The sequence below is a fragment of the Marinomonas sargassi genome (assembly GCF_025716875.1).
GTDB classification, from domain to species: domain Bacteria; phylum Pseudomonadota; class Gammaproteobacteria; order Pseudomonadales; family Marinomonadaceae; genus Marinomonas; species Marinomonas sargassi.
This window is the reverse complement of record NZ_JAOVZB010000001.1, coordinates 226057-243537: the sequence shown is the minus strand read 5'-3', so window position 1 is coordinate 243537 and position 17481 is coordinate 226057. Positions and strand designations below refer to the sequence as shown.

Genomic DNA, 17481 nt, shown 5'->3' with positions numbered 1-17481 from the left:
GTATTAATACCAAACCCAAAAATGAAATGATTAAAAGACTATCTAGTTATATCGGCTGCTTCGCTGAAACATTAACAAAAACAAGGATCTGCTTGTTCTATATGTAAGTTTATGGGCAACGCTCACTCTGTTCTTTTACGAGCGATACAGTCTGCAATATGATCGTTCACCATGCCTGTCGCTTGCATAAAAGCATAGCAAGTCGTGGGGCCTAAAAACTTAACCCCACGCTTTTTAAATTCTTTCGCAATGTGCTTTGATAAATCAGTAACCGCAGGCACATCAGCAAGCTCCTTTACTTGATTATCTATGACTTTATTGTCACTAAAAGCCCAAAAGTACTGACTAAAAGACCCGAATTCATCGGCAATCTTTAAAAAGACTTTTGCATTATTAATGGTGGCTTCGATTTTACCTCGATGGCGCACAATACCTTCATCTTGTAATAACCTTTCAACATCCTGTTCTGTCATGCTTGCCACTTTGACTGGATCAAACTGATAAAAAGCAGTGCGGTAGCCTTCTCGTTTTCGCAAAATGGTAATCCAGCTTAAACCGGATTGGGCACTTTCGAGAGTCATACACTCGAACAAGGAAACGTCATCATAAACTGGTATTCCCCATTCATTATCATGGTAATCAATGTACTCAGGGGAACTTAAACACCAAGAGCAGCGTATCTCTTCCATATATTATTCTCCTACGCCATATCAATGTGTGCAAAACTGCATACAATAGATGGATCATATCAAACTTACTATCTGAAAATAGCCTGATTTCAAGGAATTTGTAGCATGTTTAAACCGACTTACAGCCAACAGGATGTAGAAACGATAGAAGAAGAAACCCTGTATAAAGGCTTTTTTCAAATGCGCAAACGTACACTTAAGCATCGAAAGTTTAATGGCGAGTGGAGTAACATCATGACGAGGGAAATGATGGTTCGTGATGATGCGGTATGCGTACTACTATTTGACCCCGAGCGAGATAAAATCCTGCTAATTGAGCAATTCCGCCCTGCAGTTTATAAGGATGATTCCCCTTGGTTGCTGGAGTTGGTCGCAGGTATGGTCGAAGAAGGTGAAAGTGACGAGGAGGTTGCACGTCGTGAATCATTCGAAGAAGCGGGTGTAGAAGTCAAACGTCTTGCTTACATGTTTAAATTTTTACCCTCACCGGGTGGTTTGGTTGAACGGTTGAGAATGTATGCTGGTGAATTTGATTCCAGTGCTGTTAACTTGAATCAGACGTATGGATTGGACCAAGAGAATGAGGACATCAAGCTGCACCTCTATGATGTCAGTGAGATAAAGCAGCTACTTAAGCAGGATATAAACAATGCCAGTACTATTATGGGATTGCAGTGGTTTGAGTTAAATAAAGGGGATTTAAAGAAAGCTTGGGGTTATTAGGTCTATAATGGCAAGGTGGAAGTTTTATATAAAGAGGTTGCTAAGTAAAAATCCCACCTAATAAAAACAACAATCAAACCGTTAAGTTTCTAAAAAACTATTTCCTAAAACAGCGTACTTTCAAAACTACGTGCTTTCAAAAAAAAGGATACTCAGAGAAGAGTCATCTTTAATTAAAGAATAGCAATCAGCAGGAGGCTGCATTTTACTATTCGTATTTTCAAAAGGCCGATATGACGCAAAAGAGTTCCAAGAACTATGTTCCAGATTTAGTCAGTTTACAAATGCTAGGTGAGCTTAATTATCGTCGCCTTGGTAAGCTGATGCGTGGACAAGAGAATCAAACAGTCTGGCATTTTTCTGTGCATAGTGCGGGTGATCAAGAAAGCCGTTTATCTTTGACTCAAGGTGAGGTAAGCCGCTTTACCTCGGAGTTGCATTTGGAATTTGGCCCAGAAACAGAAAAAGAACTGCTATTTACAACCACACTCTCTATGACAATACGCTTATATCATGACGTAAAACTGGCTGAGATAACCGATGGTCATAGACAATATAGTGGGTCTTACCCTTACCCAAATGATGCCATGTTGCACCGTGATGAGAAGTTTCGCCTCAATCAACAGCTCGCAGATTTATTAGAGCTGTGCTTAAAACATGGGCATAGACTTAGCGATACTCCTCCTTTTCAATTTGCTTAAAACAGTGAGATAACCTGTGCCAGTACTTTTATATATACACGGATTTAATAGCTCAGAGAGTTCTTATAAAGCCCAACTTTTAATCGAAACGGTGTCAGAGCTAAATAAGGAACGAACCGTATTATCGCCTCGCTTATCATGGCAGCCTTCAGTCGCCATCAAACAATTAGAAGATATTATTCAAGATAACCTTTCAAAAGGTGTCACGCTTATCGGAAGCTCATTGGGTGGCTTCTATGCTTCTTATCTCGCAGAAAAATATCAACTTAAAGCCATACTGATAAACCCAGCAGTAGAGGCACCAATCCTGTTACAAAATCACCTTGGTAAACAATTAAACCCTTATACGGATGAAGAATATGAGCTAACACAGGCTCATATGTTGGAATTAGAGTCGCTAGTCGTAAAGCAACCTACCGAGTCTTTATATTGGTTGATGGTACAAGAGGGGGACGAAGTGTTGGATTACCGAGCGGCACTAAAGGCGTACCCACAACCTCATAAGTTAACCCATGAAAAAGGCGGAAATCATCGCTTTGAAGGATTCGATCAATACCTGAATGAGATACTTGTATTCGCAGGCATCGCTGATAACTAGTTACCTCCTTAACCTATTTCACACTTAGTAAACCAGTGATAGACTCTAACTCATTCTGTTTATAGCTTATGTTGCGCCATTTCAGAGTATTTGTCTTTAATGGATTGTTATGCGCAGCAACACCAAATTGGAAGAACACATACCCATGTCTGCAAAAGAATATAACGCTGGATCGATAGAAGTTCTGAGCGGCTTAGACCCTGTCAAAAAACGTCCGGGAATGTACACGGATACCACTCGCCCAAACCACCTAGCACAAGAAGTTATCGATAACTCAGTTGATGAGGCGTTGGCAAAGCACGCTGATCGTATTGAAGTGGTTTTGTATAAAGATGGCTCTTTGAGTGTGGAAGATAACGGCCGAGGCATGCCGGTAGACATTCACCCAGAGGAAGGGGTTTCAGGTGTCGAGCTGATCCTGACGAAACTACACGCTGGTGGTAAGTTCTCTGGTGATAACTACCAATTCTCAGGTGGTTTGCACGGGGTAGGGGTATCAGTAGTAAATGCCTTATCTACCTCTCTGGAAGTATGGGTTAAGCGTAATGGCACCCAATACCACATTGGTTTTGCCGATGGCTTAAAAGTCTCAGAGTTAGAAGAAATTGGTACGGTAGGTAAGAAAAATACCGGTACTAAAGTGAAGTTCTCCGCAGACCCTTCTTACTTTGATAGCCCTAAATTTTCCTTGTCTCGTTTGAAGCATCTTCTTAAAGCCAAAGCTGTATTGTGTTCTGGTTTACAAGTTATATTTATCGACCAAAGTGGCGCGGAAGAAGTTCGAGAAGAATGGTTCTTCCAAGATGGATTAAAAGATTATCTCGCCCAAGCGAACTCTGGCTTTACTTTATTACCTGAGCAACCTTTTGTTGGTGGCTTAACAGAAACTACTCAAGGTGTGGATTGGGCTGTGCAATGGCTGCCAGATGGTGGTGAATTGGTCACAGAAAGCTATGTGAACTTGATCCCAACAGCACAGGGCGGTACTCACGTAAATGGCCTAAGAACAGGTCTATTAGAAGCGATTCGTGAGTTCTGTGACTTCCATAACTTATTGCCCCGTGGCATTAAATTAACGGCGGAAGATGTTTGGGATCGTTGTAGTTATGTGCTGTCTGCTAAACTACAAGAACCTCAGTTCTCAGGACAAACCAAGGAGCGTTTGTCGTCTCGCCAAATTGTGGCCTTTATTTCGGCAACAGCAAAAGATGCATTCAGCTTATGGCTTAATAAGCATGTGGAAGATGCGAATAAAATTGTTGAAATTGTCATTTCTAGCGCTCAAAAGCGTTTAAAAGCTAGCAAACAGGTTGTCCGTAAAAAAGTCACTCAAGGCCCTGCATTACCGGGTAAATTAGCCGACTGTTCTGGTCAAGACTCAGCACGAAGTGAGCTTTTCCTAGTAGAGGGTGATTCGGCGGGTGGCTCTGCTAAGCAAGCCCGTGAGAAAGACTTCCAAGCAATTTTGCCGCTACGAGGGAAAATACTAAACTCTTGGGAAGTTGATTCTAGCCAAGTGCTGGGCTCACAGGAAATTCATGATATTTCCGTTGCCATTGGTGTGGATCCTAATGATGAAGAATTAAGCGGCCTTCGCTACGGTAAAATTTGTATTCTTGCCGATGCTGACTCGGATGGTCTGCACATTTCTACGCTCATCTGTGCCTTGTTTGTTCGCCATTTCCCAGCTCTAGTAAACAAAGGCCATGTCTTTGTTGCTATGCCGCCTCTGTACCGTATAGACCTAGGTAAGGAAGTTTATTACGCACTGGATGATGAAGAAAAAGACATCACTTTGCATAAGCTGGCAGCAGAAAATAAACGTGGTACACCAAATGTACAGCGATTCAAAGGATTGGGTGAGATGAACCCGTCTCAATTGCGTGAAACTACTATGGCGCCAGATACACGTCGCTTGATTCAGCTTACTATGGAAGATAGACCCGATACGGACGAACTTCTTGATAAACTGTTATCGAAAAAGCGCGCAGGTGATCGTAAGCAATGGTTAGAAACCTACGGCAACTTAGCCATAGTGGATTAATCTAGAAATGCTCGATGGCTATCTGAATAGGCTAAACTTACATTCAGCCTTGAACGATATTCTAAATGTGCACGACACAGTAATAACGCAGATGGACCAAGCATATGCCTGAAATGAAAGAAGAGAATGTCATTAGTGAAGACGTACTTTATGAAAAGATTGATCACTACTTACAAGCGTTTGGTGGTGATCGTTCTTTACTTTGTGTGTCGGAGTTAGATGGCTTTCTTACTGCGTTAGGCTGTTCAGTAAAAGAATTAGAGCCTGACACTTGGATCAATGCGATTTGGGGAATAGAAGAAGACCAGCCTCAATGGGATAACAGCGAACAAGAAGACGAGTTTCTCAGCCTAGTGCTCATCATGTACATGGAAACTATGAATAGTCTAATGTTTGGCAGCTTTTATCCCATCTACCTAGAGCAAGAGTTTGATGGTGAGTATAAACTCATTGTCGATGAATGGTGTGTTGGCTTTATGCGAGGCGCTAAGTTGATTGGTTTAGGGCTTAATGGCGATCGTGAGTTTTTTGATGAAGTACTGGCTCCTGCACGATTATTCGGAACAGAAGCTGGCTGGGAAAAACAAAAATCCATGGTGCCAGAGGAAATTGCGTTTTGGCAGGACAATTTAGAGCCTTCTATTCTTCGTTTGGCCCAGCATTATCACCCTGAAATAGAACCAGAAAATAACAGCTTAGAAGAACGTATATTACACTAACAAAAAAGGCCTCATACGAGGCCTTTTTTCTTTCCTTGATCTACTCATAGCTATCAAGAAAAAGAGATGGAAGGGTAATTAGCCCACTACTTTAGCAATGGATTCACACAAGTAGTCGATGTTGTCATCACTCACACCGGCAATACTCATACGACCTGTATCAGCGATATAGATAGAGTACTCACTGCGTAGGGTACGAACCTGCTCTAGTGTCAAACCAGAATAAGAGAACATACCACGCTGGTCTTGAATGAAGCTAAAGTCTTTGCTGACACCAGACTTAGCTAATTTAGCAACTAGCTTCTCGCGCAAGCCGTTAATACGGTCACGCATTTCTGCTACTTCTACTTCCCACTCAGCAGTAAGTTCTGGGTCGCTCAAAATGGTGTGAACAACCGCAGCACCGTGGGCAGGTGGCATAGAGTAGTTGGCGCGAATGGCTTGACCAATAATAGAGAAAGCGGCATTCGCTTCGTCGGCAGTTGAAGCGATAATGCTTAAGCCACCACAACGCTCACGGTAGATACCGAAGTTCTTTGAGAAAGAGTTGGCAATTAACATATCTTGCACATTGGCTGCCATGTAGCGAGCACCTGCAAGGTCTTCATCTAAACCATCACCAAAACCTTGGTATGCAGCATCCACTAAAGGTAGCAAGCCACGTTCTTTAACGAACTCGGTTAAGCGCTCCCAATGGTTAAACTGCAAATCAATACCTGTAGGGTTATGGCAGCAAGCATGAAGCAGCAATACATCACCTTCTTGCACTTCCGCTTCTAGCGTTGCCATCATGTCATCAAAACGTAGGCCATTAGTTTCTGCATCGTAGTAAGGGTAAACCTTCACTTCCACACCAGCAGAATTGAAAATAGATTGGTGGTTACCCCAAGTCGGGTCACTTACCCAAAGGCGAGCGCCTTTCAAGTTGGCGCTAATAAAATCAGCCGCTACTTTTAAAGCACCAGTACCACCTGGTGTTTGGCCAGAGCGAATACGACCAGAAGCAATTAAAGGGTTATCTTCACCTAAAACAAGGTTTTGAATAACAGGCTCAAATTCAGCTGCACCGTAGATTCCTAGATAGCTTTTAGAATCTTCTTGCTCAAGCAAAATCGCCTCGGCTTTTTTCACACTGTTTAAAATAGGGGTGTGCCCATTGTCATCTTTATAAACACCTACGCCTAAATCAATTTTCTTAGGATTAGGGTCATTTTTATGAGCAATGATCAGTGCTAAAAGAGGGTCGCCAGAAACGGCTTTTAAATGCTGGAACATAATGTTTACTGAGTCCTTATGCAGAGCCAAGATGAAAAATAAAGTTAAGTGGAACGCAACTGCATTTTGCCGTATTGAGCGAAAAATACAATCGAATCGACAAAGTGATTTTTATAAAACTGTAAGAGATAGCATACACCTATGAATGATGTATAAGGTGGTTTTCAAAATGCCTACATTTGAAGAATGTATTCATCACTTTTGCACAGTGATTAAATGGATATATAGAAAAGAACAAAGCCAACGTGGTTAAACGTTGGCTTTGTTCTTATGGGTAGTATATTACATTCTAAATTAAAGGGGGAAATTTAAAATGCATAGTTAGCACTTGCCATAAAGTTTCTTCCAGCTCCGTAAAAGTTGAAGATCGTTGTTCCTCCAACGCGTTCGTAATAAGTTTCATCTAATAGATTGTTAATTTTGAAAGATACTTTTAGATTGTCATTAATCTGTTTGTTGATTGCTGTATCAACCAAGGTATAGCTTGGGGCTACGACTTCTACACTGTCTCTTCCTGTTGCAGAAAAACTGCTTAAGAAGCTGAAGCCTGCTCCAATATCTACGTTCTCAAGTAGGCCACTGGCAGACAAACGGTATTTTGCCCAGCTAGATAGTGTATGTTTAGGCATAAGACTTTCCGTTCTCAAATCACTGCCGCTGAGTGTTTCAGTGTCCATATAGGTGTAACCAGCTAAAACATCCCAAGCACCAAATTGGCCGCTTAATTCTGCTTCGAAACCTCGAATACGAATTTTTCCTGATGCTTCGTAATAGGATTCGCCAGTTACCTGTTCTGAGCGGTTAGTATCGGTCAGTTGAAATACACTCAAGCGGCTGTTTAATAAGCCATTGGCGTAACTGCCTTTTAGTCCGGCTTCAAACTGTTTGCCAACACGAGGGTCAATGAAGTCGCCGTTTTCATCGGTACTGGTTTGCGGTTTAAATACTTCTGAATAACTAGCGTACAATGCTTGGTTGTCTGTTACATCCAATACAGCCCCAGCATAAGGTGTAAATGCCGTGCCGCTTTCTTCTTGACTGCCTGAATCAAGCTCATAGTTGCTGATACGAGCCCCTGTAATGAGAGCTAAATTCGCCATGGGGCGAAACGTCAGCTTTCCATAGACTGCTTGTTCACTTTCAGATGCTTCGGAGTCTGAAAGGCTGAATGTAAATAAGTCACGAGTGATTGCAGAGGAATCAAATGTTGAGATGTTATAAGAGCCGGTAAGACTTTGGTCGTCGCTACTGCCATCTGTACTTTCTTGTTTAGCATCAACACCAACAACAAATTCACTAACATGTCCCATAACTTCAAAGGGCTGGCTATAACTAGCATCGAAAGCAAATGCGCTTTCTTTACGATCTTCTTTAGATGCGTATAAAGTAGTGAAATCACCGTCATCATCAACAGAGCTTAAAATGTAAGCATATTCATAATCTACGTTTCGCTCAGAAGCTCGAGCGGCAATGCGCCCACGGCCACCGTTATCAAATTGTCGAGTTATATCCATAAATATGTCGGTAGATTCTGCTGTAAACTCATTCCAATCTGCCCCTATAAAAGTAGAACGATCTACATCTAATAATGTGCCATCAGCATAGGTCGGTAGACCATTGTTAGGGACGATGTCTTTGTTTTGATGAAGTACACCAATAGATAATTCTGTTTGCTCATCTAGGTCTATTTCAACTGTCGCATAAATACTCTGGTCGACGTTATCGTTTTCATCTACCTGACTTGAAGTGTCAGTTTGGGAAAGAACTAAACGTCCACGAACGCTGCCGTCGTCATTTAGTGAGCCAGAAATATCAGTGCCTAAATTGTAGCGTCCCCAGCTCCCAGCTCCGACATCAATGGAAGCTTGAGTGTCTTCTGTGGCTCGCTTTCTTACTAGATTTATAATTCCGCCAAGTTCGCTTGTGCTACTGAATAAGCCAGAAGGGCCGCGCATAATTTCAATACGATCAAAAGCTGACAAGGAAGGTAATGAACCATACTTACTACTAATGGGAGCTGATAAACCATCGATTAAAGCATCGTCATATTCATAGCCGCGAGAATAAATAGAAGAGCGCCCACTATCGTTAGTTAATGTACGTAAACCAGGGGTGACTTTTGCTGCGTCATCTAAGTGTACGAATCCACGATCCTCAATATAATCATTTGTTAATACCGTAATGGACTGAGGTATATCTTTTAATGATGATGGCGTTTTTGTTCCTATGGAAACGGCTTCGATGTTATACCCCGTTAGCTCTTCACTTGGTACGGCATCGTATAGTGCATTTCCTTCGACAGTTAGGGTCGGTAGGCTGGCGGTTTCAGAAATCTCCTCTGCTAGCACTGTCTTAGGAAAAGGAGCCAAAAGTAAAGCGATCGATGCGATGGTTAGCACTCGAGAATGATTTTTTTTACATTGTTTATGAGTAACTGTTTTCATATGCTCTTGTATTTTTAGCCTCTACTAGGTTTATGTTCAAACGTAAAAGAGAATCAATTGCGTTTGAGTTATGTGGGGCGTATTATTCCATATGAGCTGAGTAAATCTTTTATTCGTTTTAATCAATTTGTTATGCGTATCTCTCATTTTTTATCGATTTCTGTCTTTTATTAGACCTGTAAATGTACGCTTTATATTGCTAGATAGGAGCTTGTTTAATGATGTCCCCTGATATAGAAAATACAGCAGATTTCCTTAAAAAATATCGATTGAGTGTTAGCACTGATGAGTTAAAAAATGCTTCACTTTCATCTGCATATTCCTCGCCTAATATGGAAGGGATGATGATTTCTGAGCCACTGAATTCAGGAATGATTTTCCATATGGCTAATATTAAAGCGACACAAGACCTTAGTTTTGAAGCTGAATTTTCATCGAATTTTAAAATAGCTCTTATGTTTTCTGGGGATATGAGATTTAGGTATGGAACACAAAAAGTGTTCATGGAAAAAATGGGTAAAACGGCAAGGGTGATGAATTTTAATCAATCAGAAGGTTGTTCAATGGATGCTAAAAAAGGTGATCATAGAACAGCATTATACCTTTCTGTGCAGCCTGATTGGTTTGAAGAAAATGGTATTGAATCCCCTCGATTAAATAATATTTTAAATAACCACCTTACCGCGGAAGACTGGGAGTTACCTGACTTCCTGTGGCATCAGGCAAAGTTGTTATTTGCTCAAAACGATCAAAGTTATGTCAGTAGAATGGCAAGAGAAGGCTTTGCACTATCCTTCATGTCAACTTGGTTAGGCGAAATGACTCAGGAAGGAAAAGGGGTTCAGCGTTCGGATGGTCGTCGAGCCCATCAGTTTAAAGAACTATTGAATAGTGATGATGTTCTTACTATGAGTTTAACCGCTATTAGTAACCAATTAGGTATGAGTTCTGCTACATTGCAACGTTATGCTCGTGATTATCTTAATATGAGTTTGACTCAATATTTAAGGAAGCGTCGATTAGATTTAGCTAAAACTGCTTTACATCAAGATGGTGTGTCAATCATGGAGGCATCATTACTCGCTGGCTATAATCACTCGAGCAATTTTACGACGGCTTTTAAGCGCCAATTTGGTGTATCTCCTGCAGCTTCTTACTCCCTTTCTAACTGATCTCCTTTGAGATATATATCGAAATAAAAATGGAGAATATGATAATTGTTGTCATTTGCATTTATTTTTCTTTTGAATAAGAATGCCCTCCAAAAGCAATTTGATTATTTATTAACTAGGTAAAAGTTTTTCTATTTTTCTTTCAATATGTAAATAAGAGGCCTTTATGTTTTTCCTACGTCGCTATTTTTATGCAGGTTATTTTTTATTGGGGCTGTTGTGTAGCTCGAATCTGTATGCGGAAGAAATCCATGTTCAAACGCAATACGGTACCGTAACTGTTAAGGATGAATTGAAACGAGTAGTTACTGTTTATGAAGGCGCGTTAGATTCTTCGTTTGCGTTGGGTATTGAGCCAGTCGGAGCCATTTCCACCCGTGGTGGGGAAGGAGTAGCAAGCTACATTCAACGAACGGCCAAAAATGTCCCTTTGGTAGGAAGCATGCGAGAAATTAATATTGAAGCTATTGTGGCGCAGAGACCAGACATTATATTGGCACCTTGGTATCTGTCTAAAGAAAAATATAACTTGTTATCTAAGATCGCCCCGACCATTGTTCCTGTTGAAAAGGGGATTCGCCCTGATGCTTGGATTGAGGAGTTACGCCTTTATGCCAAAGCGCTAAATCGTGAAAGTAAGGCAGAAGAGGTGATTCAACAGGTTAATATTCGTATTGATAGTATTAGAGAAACAGTCCAGCAACACATCCCTGAAAATGAACGTGGAGTATCTCTAATTCGTTGGATGCCACAAGGTGCCATGGTATTAACGACAGAGTTCTTTTCTAACGTGATTTTGGCAAAAACAGGGTTTGAAGTAACCGATGCCAATTTAGTGAAAGAAGGTCGCCCGCATAGTAGCGCATTAAGCTTAGAAAATTTGTCGGTAATTGATAATGATTGGCTGTTTATGGCGACTTTAAATGCAGAAGCACAAGATGCTTTGGCAGCCGCTCAAGTATCTCCAGCATTCTCTCGCTTAAGTGTTGCGAAAAAAGATCGTGTTATACCGGTACATGGTCAACTTTGGACAAGTGCAACTGGACCAATTGCCGTAGGTGCAATCCTTGATGATATACAAAACGTAATTGACACTAAGCTTAAGTAATGGCGTTCTTGTTTCATCCTATTCCTTCACAACGTCCAATGAGCAGTATGCTTGTTCCTGTATACGCGTTATTTGTACTTTGCTGTTTCTGTAGTCTGTTGTTTGGGGCTGGAAGTGTTAGCCCCATGGACGCTGTTCAGGTGTTGCTTGGGCAAGGGACTGATGAGGCTATTTTTGTAGTGCATGAACTACGCTTGCCACGCACTATTATTGGTTTAATTGCTGGGGTATGCCTTGGTGTATCCGGTGTATTGATGCAATCTGTTACACGTAATCCATTAGCAGAGCCTGGTTTACTAGGGGTCAGTGCTGGCAGTGCATTCTCGGTAGCGTTAGCTTTAGCGCTAGGTATGAGTGTAGCGACGTTACCCATTGAATTAGCACAAGTGGGTGCTTTAGTAGGGTGCTTCTTTGTGATTGGAATTGCAAAGCTACAAGGCCAGAGAAATGACCCTATTCGTTTGGTTTTGGCTGGCGCAGCATTAACGAGTTTACTGACTGCATTGACCTCTTTATTACTTATGTACAACGAATTTGCAGCAGACGAAATTCGATTTTGGATAACGGGCAGTATTGCGGGAAAGCGTTTTGACCAGCTGGTAGAAGTGGTTCCATCTCTAGTAATTGCCTCATTGTGCTCGTTATATATTGTTCGCCCGCTCGCATCATTAATACTTGGTGAGAATGTGGCGATAGGGTTGGGTTACCGTCCGCAGCGTGTTCGTCTGATCGTTGTATTTGTCGTCGCTCTATTAGTAGGAACCTCCACTGCCATTGCTGGACCGATTATTTTTGTTGGTTTAGTTGTGCCTTTTGTTGCACGTGCGTTAGTTGGAACGGATATTCGAAGAACATTATGGCTGTGTTTACCATTAGGGCCTTTGATGATCATCAGTGCTGATATCTTATCTCGATTAATTGCTCAGCCGACGGAAATGCCATTAGGTGTGCTGACCGCTATTATTGGTGCTCCGGTGTTGTTGCTAATAGTTCGAGCACAACGGCTACCAACATTATGATAAACAAAATCTCTTCTTTTACTGGGTACTCATATTTGTCCATTGGGCCTTATTCCTGCTTACTGGATAAAAGAGCCATTACTAGAAATTTTATTCTTGCTGCTATTTTAGTTCTGGTTTGTATTGGTGGATTGGGAAGTGGCACTGTGCCCTTGTCACCTTGGGAGGTGGTTAATGCCCTGTTAGGAAAGGGGGATGCAATGGCGCAGTTTGTTGTGCAAGAACTACGGTTAAAGCGCTTACTCGCAGGTATTTATACAGGAGCCGCTTTCAGTTTAGCAGGCTGTTTAATGCAAACGCTTGCCCGTAATCGATTAGCCACTCCCGGCATTATAGGTATAGATAATGCTGCGATGGCATTTGCAGTGTCTTCCATTGTTAGTACTAGTATTTCGATTGCACCATCGGCGATGGCATTAGCTGGATCTGCAACAGCAGCGGCACTAGCATTTGGCTTGTCTGCTCATAGCGGTACACGTGGTTATCGTTTTATCGTGGCAGGTATTGCTATTGGTTCAGTAGCCGGTGCAATGACCCAAATTATGTTAAGTCAAGTTGCCGTTGATACTGCCAACACAGCCTACCCTTGGACTGTAGGAAGCTTAAATTCACCTTCTAAATTGATGGTTCACATATTGGGCGTTGGTTTATTAATTTGTTTAATCGGCTGCTTGTTGTTAACCCATGTATTTTCTTTATTGCCTTTTTCTGACCCTGTTGTGACTGGCTTAGGGCGCAACATGAAGCACCTTCGTCTCATCGCATTGAGTTTGTCTATTCTACTGACTGGGTTGGCTGTTTCTGTGGCTGGCCCTGTAGGGTTAATCGCATTAATTGGCCCTGAAATGGCGAGAGTACTGATGCAATATCGTGGCACACCCTTGATAAGCTCTGCTTTGACTGGCTCTCTCATTATGGTCGTTGCGGATATCGCTGGTCGTACTGCCTTCTCTCCGGTTGAGATTCCTGTTGGTATTTTGACTTCTATTGTGGGAGGCCCATATTTAATTTGGGTGTTAATTCGTCAAGATACCAATCGCTCTTTATGAAAACTCTATTACCTATATAACTAAGGGAATTTTATTAATGGATCTGGGGATGTCGACTGTTCTAAGTGCTAATAATTTAACGTTACAACATGGCAAAACTACCATTATTGAATTATTAAACTTAGCGTTACCTATCGGAAAAGTAACCGCTATTGTTGGCCCTAATGGTTGTGGTAAATCAACACTATTACATGGCCTATCACGGATACATGCCCCAACAAATGGCTATGTTTTGTTGGATGGAAAAGACATTCATAAACAACCGTCTAGAGAGGTTGCTCGACGTTTAGCCCTCTTACCACAGGATACCATTTCGCCTGACGGAATGACTGTTTCTGAATTGATACGTTTTGGTCGTCATCCACATCAGGGCACAATGAAGCAATGGTCAATGAGTGACGAAGAAGCCATCTCTTATGCGCTAAATGCTGCCAATTTAAATGAGTTAGAAAATAGGTTGTTGGATACTTTATCTGGGGGGCAGCGACAACGTGCTTGGATCGCGATGACGATTGCTCAAGAAACGCCTTTGTTGTTACTAGATGAACCTACCTCAGCCCTAGACCTAGGGCATCAAGTGGAAGTGTTTGAGCTGATAAAGGCGCTTTCTAATAAAGGCAAAACGGTTGCTATGGTTGTCCATGATTTACCTAGCGCATGTCGTTACGCGGACCATATTGTGGCAATGAAAGGAGGTAAAATTATAGCCGAAGGCCCTCCTAAAGAAGTGATAACGAAAGAGTTAGTATTGGAACTGTATGGTATTGAATGTGATTTACTTCTTGATCCGACAACACAGACTCCAATACTTATTAATATTCGACGAGTAAGGAATGGCTAAAAGTACAAGTGCATTATCTCACTTCATTCCCTTGCTCTGGATGCTCTGGAATGTTGAAGGCCAGTAGTAGTGACACTACTGCCATAGCAGCCCCTGCGTAAAATACGCTGGCTGGGGAGATGAGCCATAGCAACCCAAAGCTAACTGGAATGAATACGGCGGCAATGTGGCTAATGGTGAAAGACACACCCGCTGTAGAGGCGATGTCCGCAGGGTCGGCTATTTTCTGGAAGTAAGTTTTAATTGCCAAGGCGAGGGCAAAAAATAGGTGGTCAATCACGTATAAACCTGCGGCAACTTCTGCTGTTTCCACAAGGGCGTAGCTGACGAAAACCAATATTAGGCCAACATATTCAAAAATCAGGGCTTTACGTTCACCGACAACGCCAATAAAGCGGCCAATGCGTTTTGCGAAGAGCCAATTGAAGGCGTAGTTGATTAAGAATAGTAAGGTGATGTCTGCCGCTGAATAGCCGAATTTTTCGACCATAAGGAAGCCTGCGAAAACAACAAAGATTTGTCTTCTAGCGCCGCTCATAAAGACCAGTGCGTAGTAGAGCCAGTAACGTTTCCGTAAAACCAATTTTTTGTTTTGTCTGGTTTTACCTTCAAAGGCTGGGAAGGCGAGCCAAATAAAGATCACGATAGCGAGAGCGGTTGTGCCTGCTATCACGTAGACCCATTTGTATGCCAAGCCAACTTGCTCAAGCAATACCCATAGCACTCCGTAAGTAATCAGGGAGGCTAACGCGCCAACGGAGATCATCTTGCCCAGTACCTCGGGAGCCTCTTCCTTACTTAACCACTGTAGAGACAAGGACTGTTTTAGAGTCTCGAAATAATGGAAGCCAATGGACATGAGTAAGGTGGTACACAGCAACCCAGAAACAGAAGGGAAGAAACCAGTAATAGCGACACCTATGGTTAGCATCACCAATGACAGCACCATAAATTTTTGCTCCCGTAGGAACAGAAGTATAAACACAGCAGTGAAGGCGAGGAAGCCGGGTATCTCACGTACGCTTTGTAATAGGCCAATTTCAGCGCCTGTGAAGTTGGCTTTTTCAATAACAAAGTTATTTAGCAGTGCTTGCCAGCTGGCAAAGGAAATAGGCAATACGATCGCCACGAGCATGAGTAGCGTCTTTGGTGTTTGCCAAGAATGCGAAGCGCGTTCTTTTATCATTATGGTGTCCTATGCAATGGGTCGCTTGTCAGTAAGCGATGTTGAATAGGGTTATATTATCAAGTATGGTTTTGTCTTAATTTCGTTAATAAGTCAATTTATATCGATAAAGTGACTTTTATCTAGAAAGTGATTATGTGGAAAGCTTTTTATATTTAAGTAAGAGATGAGTAACTGCAATGAAGCCAGCTGAGATTCGTAAGACAACAGATGAAAGAATTAAGCTGGCGACAGAAGAAACTGTGCTCGCTCGGCAATTTGATATGGGCGTGGGGCATCAGGGGAGGTTGCACAGCCATACTTGGTATCAGCTTATGTATGCTTCCCGTGGTTTGTTAAATGTGTCGTTTGAAGACCAGTTTATGGTGGTGCCACCGCAGAAAGCGATTTGGTTACCACCCCACTGTGAACATAAAACCTTTGCACCGAGCGGGGCTGAGTTTCGTAGTTTGTACTTCCGTCCTGACAAGGTAGAAAGCTTAGGTCAGCAAGCTAAAGTTTTTACCGTTTCACCGTTAATACGAGAGCTTATTTTGGCCGTTGCCACCCGTTGTGATACTGGCTCAGTGTGGCAAGAGAGTGATGAAAGACTGCTCATGGTATTGTTGGATCAATTGCTTAGTCAGCCTGCTAACCAGCTAAGTTTATTGATGCCCAAGGATATCCGAGTACAAGGTTTAGTCACTTCTTTAGAGGCTGACCCCTGCGACGATACGACGCTAAAAGATTGGGCAAATACCCTAGGCCTATCTAGCCGTACCTTGAGCCGAATCTTTCTTGCTGAGACTGGCATAGGTTTTAAGGAATGGCGCCAAAAGGTACGTTTGCTTCATTCGCTCTCTTTGTTAGAGCAAGGACAATCTGTGACCCAAGTGGCGTTAGAAGTGGGTTATCAATCCACTTCTGCATTCAGTTATGCGTTTCAACAAGTATTTCATGTCCCCCCGAAAAGTTACTTTCGTTAGGAATTTTCACTATCACATTAATAAGAATCAATATCATTTAAGCTGTAGATCCTTTATATTAGGCGCACTTTTTAAGTGAGATAAGAGCGGAGCAGACAATGCCAGTTTATGAGAATGTTCGTGTAGAAGTGCCATTAAAAGAGCGGTTAGCCAATGTTGTGAGTGTGGTGGATTTATCGCCAACACTACGACGTGTACGCTTACAGGGGGCTGACTTACATGACTTTCAATTTGATGAACTAGCACCTGAAATCCATGTAAAACTCTTTTTTCCTACTGAATCACAGCCTGAGCTACGTTTACCAAAAGCGACGCCTGATGGTAAAAGTGCTGACTGGTCTGGCCTAAAAGAGGGGCTTTTATCCCCTTGTCGAAACTACACCATTCGTGCCTTTGATGCGGAAGCCGGTACTGTCGATATAGATTTGGTATTGCATGATGAGGGTGTGGGTGGCCCTTGGGCAAAACAAGCGCAAGTGGGCCAGACTTTGGGTTTATTTGGCCCTAGGTCTTGGAAGTTCCCGCCACTAGGAGCGGTTAATTATGTTTTCTTTGCCGATGAAACGAGTGTGCCTGCATTAGCGCGCTGGTTAGAAATCTTACCGAGTGATGCCAAGGTCGAAGCCTTTATTGAAATGCCCTCTGCTGAAAGTGAAATCCCGCTTCCACATCATGGTGGAGCGACGATTCATTGGTTGCAAAATAATGATGGATTTTATGGGGAAAGCTTAATAAATGCCGCGAACAACCTTAGCAGCCAAGCTCTGAATGCCAACACTTGGGTGTGGGGAGCGACAGAAGCTCACGCTGTTGCAAGTTTAAAGCGCTTTTTTCTGCAAGAAAGTGGTGTTAATCCGAGTAACATTGATGTAGTTGCTTACTGGAAACAGGATTAAGTGTTTTAATAAGCGGGTTTTGATAGAGCATGTAACACAATAAGGAGTATCT

At 42.2% G+C, this 17481-nt stretch carries 16 protein-coding genes; 12 read left to right on the top strand and 4 right to left on the bottom strand.

The window, feature by feature from the left end:
- Positions 1-122 precede the first annotated feature (122 nt).
- The gene (locus OFY17_RS01190) at positions 123-689 is read right to left on the bottom strand and encodes a DNA-3-methyladenine glycosylase I (RefSeq protein WP_263528862.1); all 567 of its coding nucleotides are present in this window, start codon (positions 687-689) and stop codon (positions 123-125) included.
- 105 nt (positions 690-794) lie between these two features.
- On the opposite strand from OFY17_RS01190, the gene OFY17_RS01185 reads away from it, so the two are divergent.
- The 5 genes from OFY17_RS01185 to OFY17_RS01165 all read left to right on the top strand — a co-directional run bounded on the left by OFY17_RS01185 (position 795) and on the right by OFY17_RS01165 (position 5474).
- Positions 795-1412 carry an NUDIX domain-containing protein gene (locus tag OFY17_RS01185; RefSeq protein WP_263528861.1) on the top strand — a complete coding sequence of 206 codons (618 nt, stop codon included), beginning with the start codon at positions 795-797 and terminating at the stop codon, positions 1410-1412.
- Positions 1413-1645: 233 nt separating this feature from the next.
- Positions 1646-2113: a DUF1249 domain-containing protein gene (locus OFY17_RS01180; RefSeq protein ID WP_263528860.1), complete on the top strand. Its 468-nt coding sequence runs from the start codon at positions 1646-1648 to the stop codon at positions 2111-2113.
- A gap of 16 nt (positions 2114-2129) precedes the next feature.
- A complete protein-coding gene (locus OFY17_RS01175; protein WP_263528858.1) occupies positions 2130-2711 on the top strand; it encodes a YqiA/YcfP family alpha/beta fold hydrolase in 582 nt (193 codons plus the stop codon).
- 145 nt (positions 2712-2856) lie between these two features.
- Complete coding sequence (gene parE, locus OFY17_RS01170) at positions 2857-4755, top strand: DNA topoisomerase IV subunit B (protein WP_263529512.1); 1899 nt, start codon at positions 2857-2859, stop codon at positions 4753-4755.
- A gap of 104 nt (positions 4756-4859) precedes the next feature.
- Positions 4860-5474 (top strand): UPF0149 family protein, encoded by a 615-nt coding sequence (locus tag OFY17_RS01165; protein WP_263528857.1) that lies wholly within the window; start codon positions 4860-4862, stop codon positions 5472-5474.
- Between the two features lie 78 nt (positions 5475-5552).
- Here the strand turns inward: OFY17_RS01165 and OFY17_RS01160 are convergent, their stop codons facing one another.
- Both OFY17_RS01160 and OFY17_RS01155 read right to left on the bottom strand, forming a co-directional pair.
- A complete protein-coding gene (locus OFY17_RS01160) occupies positions 5553-6749 on the bottom strand; it encodes an amino acid aminotransferase (protein WP_263528856.1) in 1197 nt (398 codons plus the stop codon).
- 308 nt (positions 6750-7057) lie between these two features.
- On the bottom strand, positions 7058-9193 hold the full coding sequence (locus OFY17_RS01155) for a TonB-dependent siderophore receptor (protein WP_263528855.1): 2136 nt from the start codon (positions 9191-9193) through the stop codon (positions 7058-7060).
- A 218-nt stretch (positions 9194-9411) separates the two neighbouring features.
- Here OFY17_RS01155 and OFY17_RS01150 point away from each other — a divergent pair, with 218 nt between their 5' ends.
- The 5 genes from OFY17_RS01150 to OFY17_RS01130 all read left to right on the top strand — a co-directional run bounded on the left by OFY17_RS01150 (position 9412) and on the right by OFY17_RS01130 (position 14382).
- Positions 9412-10365, top strand: coding sequence for a helix-turn-helix domain-containing protein (locus OFY17_RS01150; RefSeq protein WP_263528854.1), 954 nt, complete (start codon positions 9412-9414; stop codon positions 10363-10365).
- Positions 10366-10531: 166 nt separating this feature from the next.
- Positions 10532-11473 (top strand): ABC transporter substrate-binding protein, encoded by a 942-nt coding sequence (locus OFY17_RS01145; RefSeq protein WP_263528853.1) that lies wholly within the window; start codon positions 10532-10534, stop codon positions 11471-11473.
- Positions 11473-12492: a FecCD family ABC transporter permease gene (locus tag OFY17_RS01140; RefSeq protein ID WP_263528852.1), complete on the top strand. Its 1020-nt coding sequence runs from the start codon at positions 11473-11475 to the stop codon at positions 12490-12492. The genes OFY17_RS01145 and OFY17_RS01140 overlap by 1 nt, the downstream gene beginning before the upstream one ends.
- Positions 12489-13541 carry a FecCD family ABC transporter permease gene (locus OFY17_RS01135; protein WP_263528851.1) on the top strand — a complete coding sequence of 351 codons (1053 nt, stop codon included), beginning with the start codon at positions 12489-12491 and terminating at the stop codon, positions 13539-13541. The genes OFY17_RS01140 and OFY17_RS01135 overlap by 4 nt, the downstream gene beginning before the upstream one ends.
- A gap of 49 nt (positions 13542-13590) precedes the next feature.
- Positions 13591-14382 (top strand): ABC transporter ATP-binding protein, encoded by a 792-nt coding sequence (locus OFY17_RS01130; protein ID WP_263528850.1) that lies wholly within the window; start codon positions 13591-13593, stop codon positions 14380-14382.
- A gap of 13 nt (positions 14383-14395) precedes the next feature.
- On the opposite strand, the gene OFY17_RS01125 is transcribed toward OFY17_RS01130, so the two are convergent.
- The gene (locus OFY17_RS01125) at positions 14396-15568 is read right to left on the bottom strand and encodes an MFS transporter (RefSeq protein ID WP_263528849.1); all 1173 of its coding nucleotides are present in this window, start codon (positions 15566-15568) and stop codon (positions 14396-14398) included.
- Positions 15569-15747: 179 nt separating this feature from the next.
- Between OFY17_RS01125 and OFY17_RS01120 the strand changes: the two genes are divergently transcribed.
- Both OFY17_RS01120 and OFY17_RS01115 read left to right on the top strand, forming a co-directional pair.
- On the top strand, positions 15748-16533 hold the full coding sequence (locus OFY17_RS01120) for an AraC family transcriptional regulator (protein WP_263528848.1): 786 nt from the start codon (positions 15748-15750) through the stop codon (positions 16531-16533).
- 98 nt (positions 16534-16631) lie between these two features.
- Positions 16632-17429, top strand: coding sequence for a siderophore-interacting protein (locus OFY17_RS01115; RefSeq protein ID WP_263528847.1), 798 nt, complete (start codon positions 16632-16634; stop codon positions 17427-17429).
- The last annotated feature ends 52 nt before the right edge of the window (positions 17430-17481 follow it).

Excerpts from the sequence above, each read along its gene's own strand:
- OFY17_RS01190 (WP_263528862.1), bottom strand. The coding sequence starts at position 689 with ATGGAAGAGATACGCTGCTCTTGGTGTTTAAGTTCCCCTGAGTACATT.
- OFY17_RS01185 (WP_263528861.1), top strand. The coding sequence starts at position 795 with ATGTTTAAACCGACTTACAGCCAACAGGATGTAGAAACGATAGAAGAA.
- OFY17_RS01180 (WP_263528860.1), top strand. The coding sequence starts at position 1,646 with ATGACGCAAAAGAGTTCCAAGAACTATGTTCCAGATTTAGTCAGTTTA.
- parE (WP_263529512.1), top strand. The coding sequence starts at position 2,857 with ATGTCTGCAAAAGAATATAACGCTGGATCGATAGAAGTTCTGAGCGGC.
- OFY17_RS01165 (WP_263528857.1), top strand. The coding sequence starts at position 4,860 with ATGCCTGAAATGAAAGAAGAGAATGTCATTAGTGAAGACGTACTTTAT.
- OFY17_RS01160 (WP_263528856.1), bottom strand. The coding sequence starts at position 6,749 with ATGTTCCAGCATTTAAAAGCCGTTTCTGGCGACCCTCTTTTAGCACTG.
- OFY17_RS01155 (WP_263528855.1), bottom strand. The coding sequence starts at position 9,193 with ATGAAAACAGTTACTCATAAACAATGTAAAAAAAATCATTCTCGAGTG.
- OFY17_RS01150 (WP_263528854.1), top strand. The coding sequence starts at position 9,412 with ATGATGTCCCCTGATATAGAAAATACAGCAGATTTCCTTAAAAAATAT.
- OFY17_RS01145 (WP_263528853.1), top strand. The coding sequence starts at position 10,532 with ATGTTTTTCCTACGTCGCTATTTTTATGCAGGTTATTTTTTATTGGGG.
- OFY17_RS01140 (WP_263528852.1), top strand. The coding sequence starts at position 11,473 with ATGGCGTTCTTGTTTCATCCTATTCCTTCACAACGTCCAATGAGCAGT.
- OFY17_RS01135 (WP_263528851.1), top strand. The coding sequence starts at position 12,489 with ATGATAAACAAAATCTCTTCTTTTACTGGGTACTCATATTTGTCCATT.
- OFY17_RS01130 (WP_263528850.1), top strand. The coding sequence starts at position 13,591 with ATGTCGACTGTTCTAAGTGCTAATAATTTAACGTTACAACATGGCAAA.
- OFY17_RS01125 (WP_263528849.1), bottom strand. The coding sequence starts at position 15,568 with ATGATAAAAGAACGCGCTTCGCATTCTTGGCAAACACCAAAGACGCTA.
- OFY17_RS01120 (WP_263528848.1), top strand. The coding sequence starts at position 15,748 with ATGAAGCCAGCTGAGATTCGTAAGACAACAGATGAAAGAATTAAGCTG.
- OFY17_RS01115 (WP_263528847.1), top strand. The coding sequence starts at position 16,632 with ATGCCAGTTTATGAGAATGTTCGTGTAGAAGTGCCATTAAAAGAGCGG.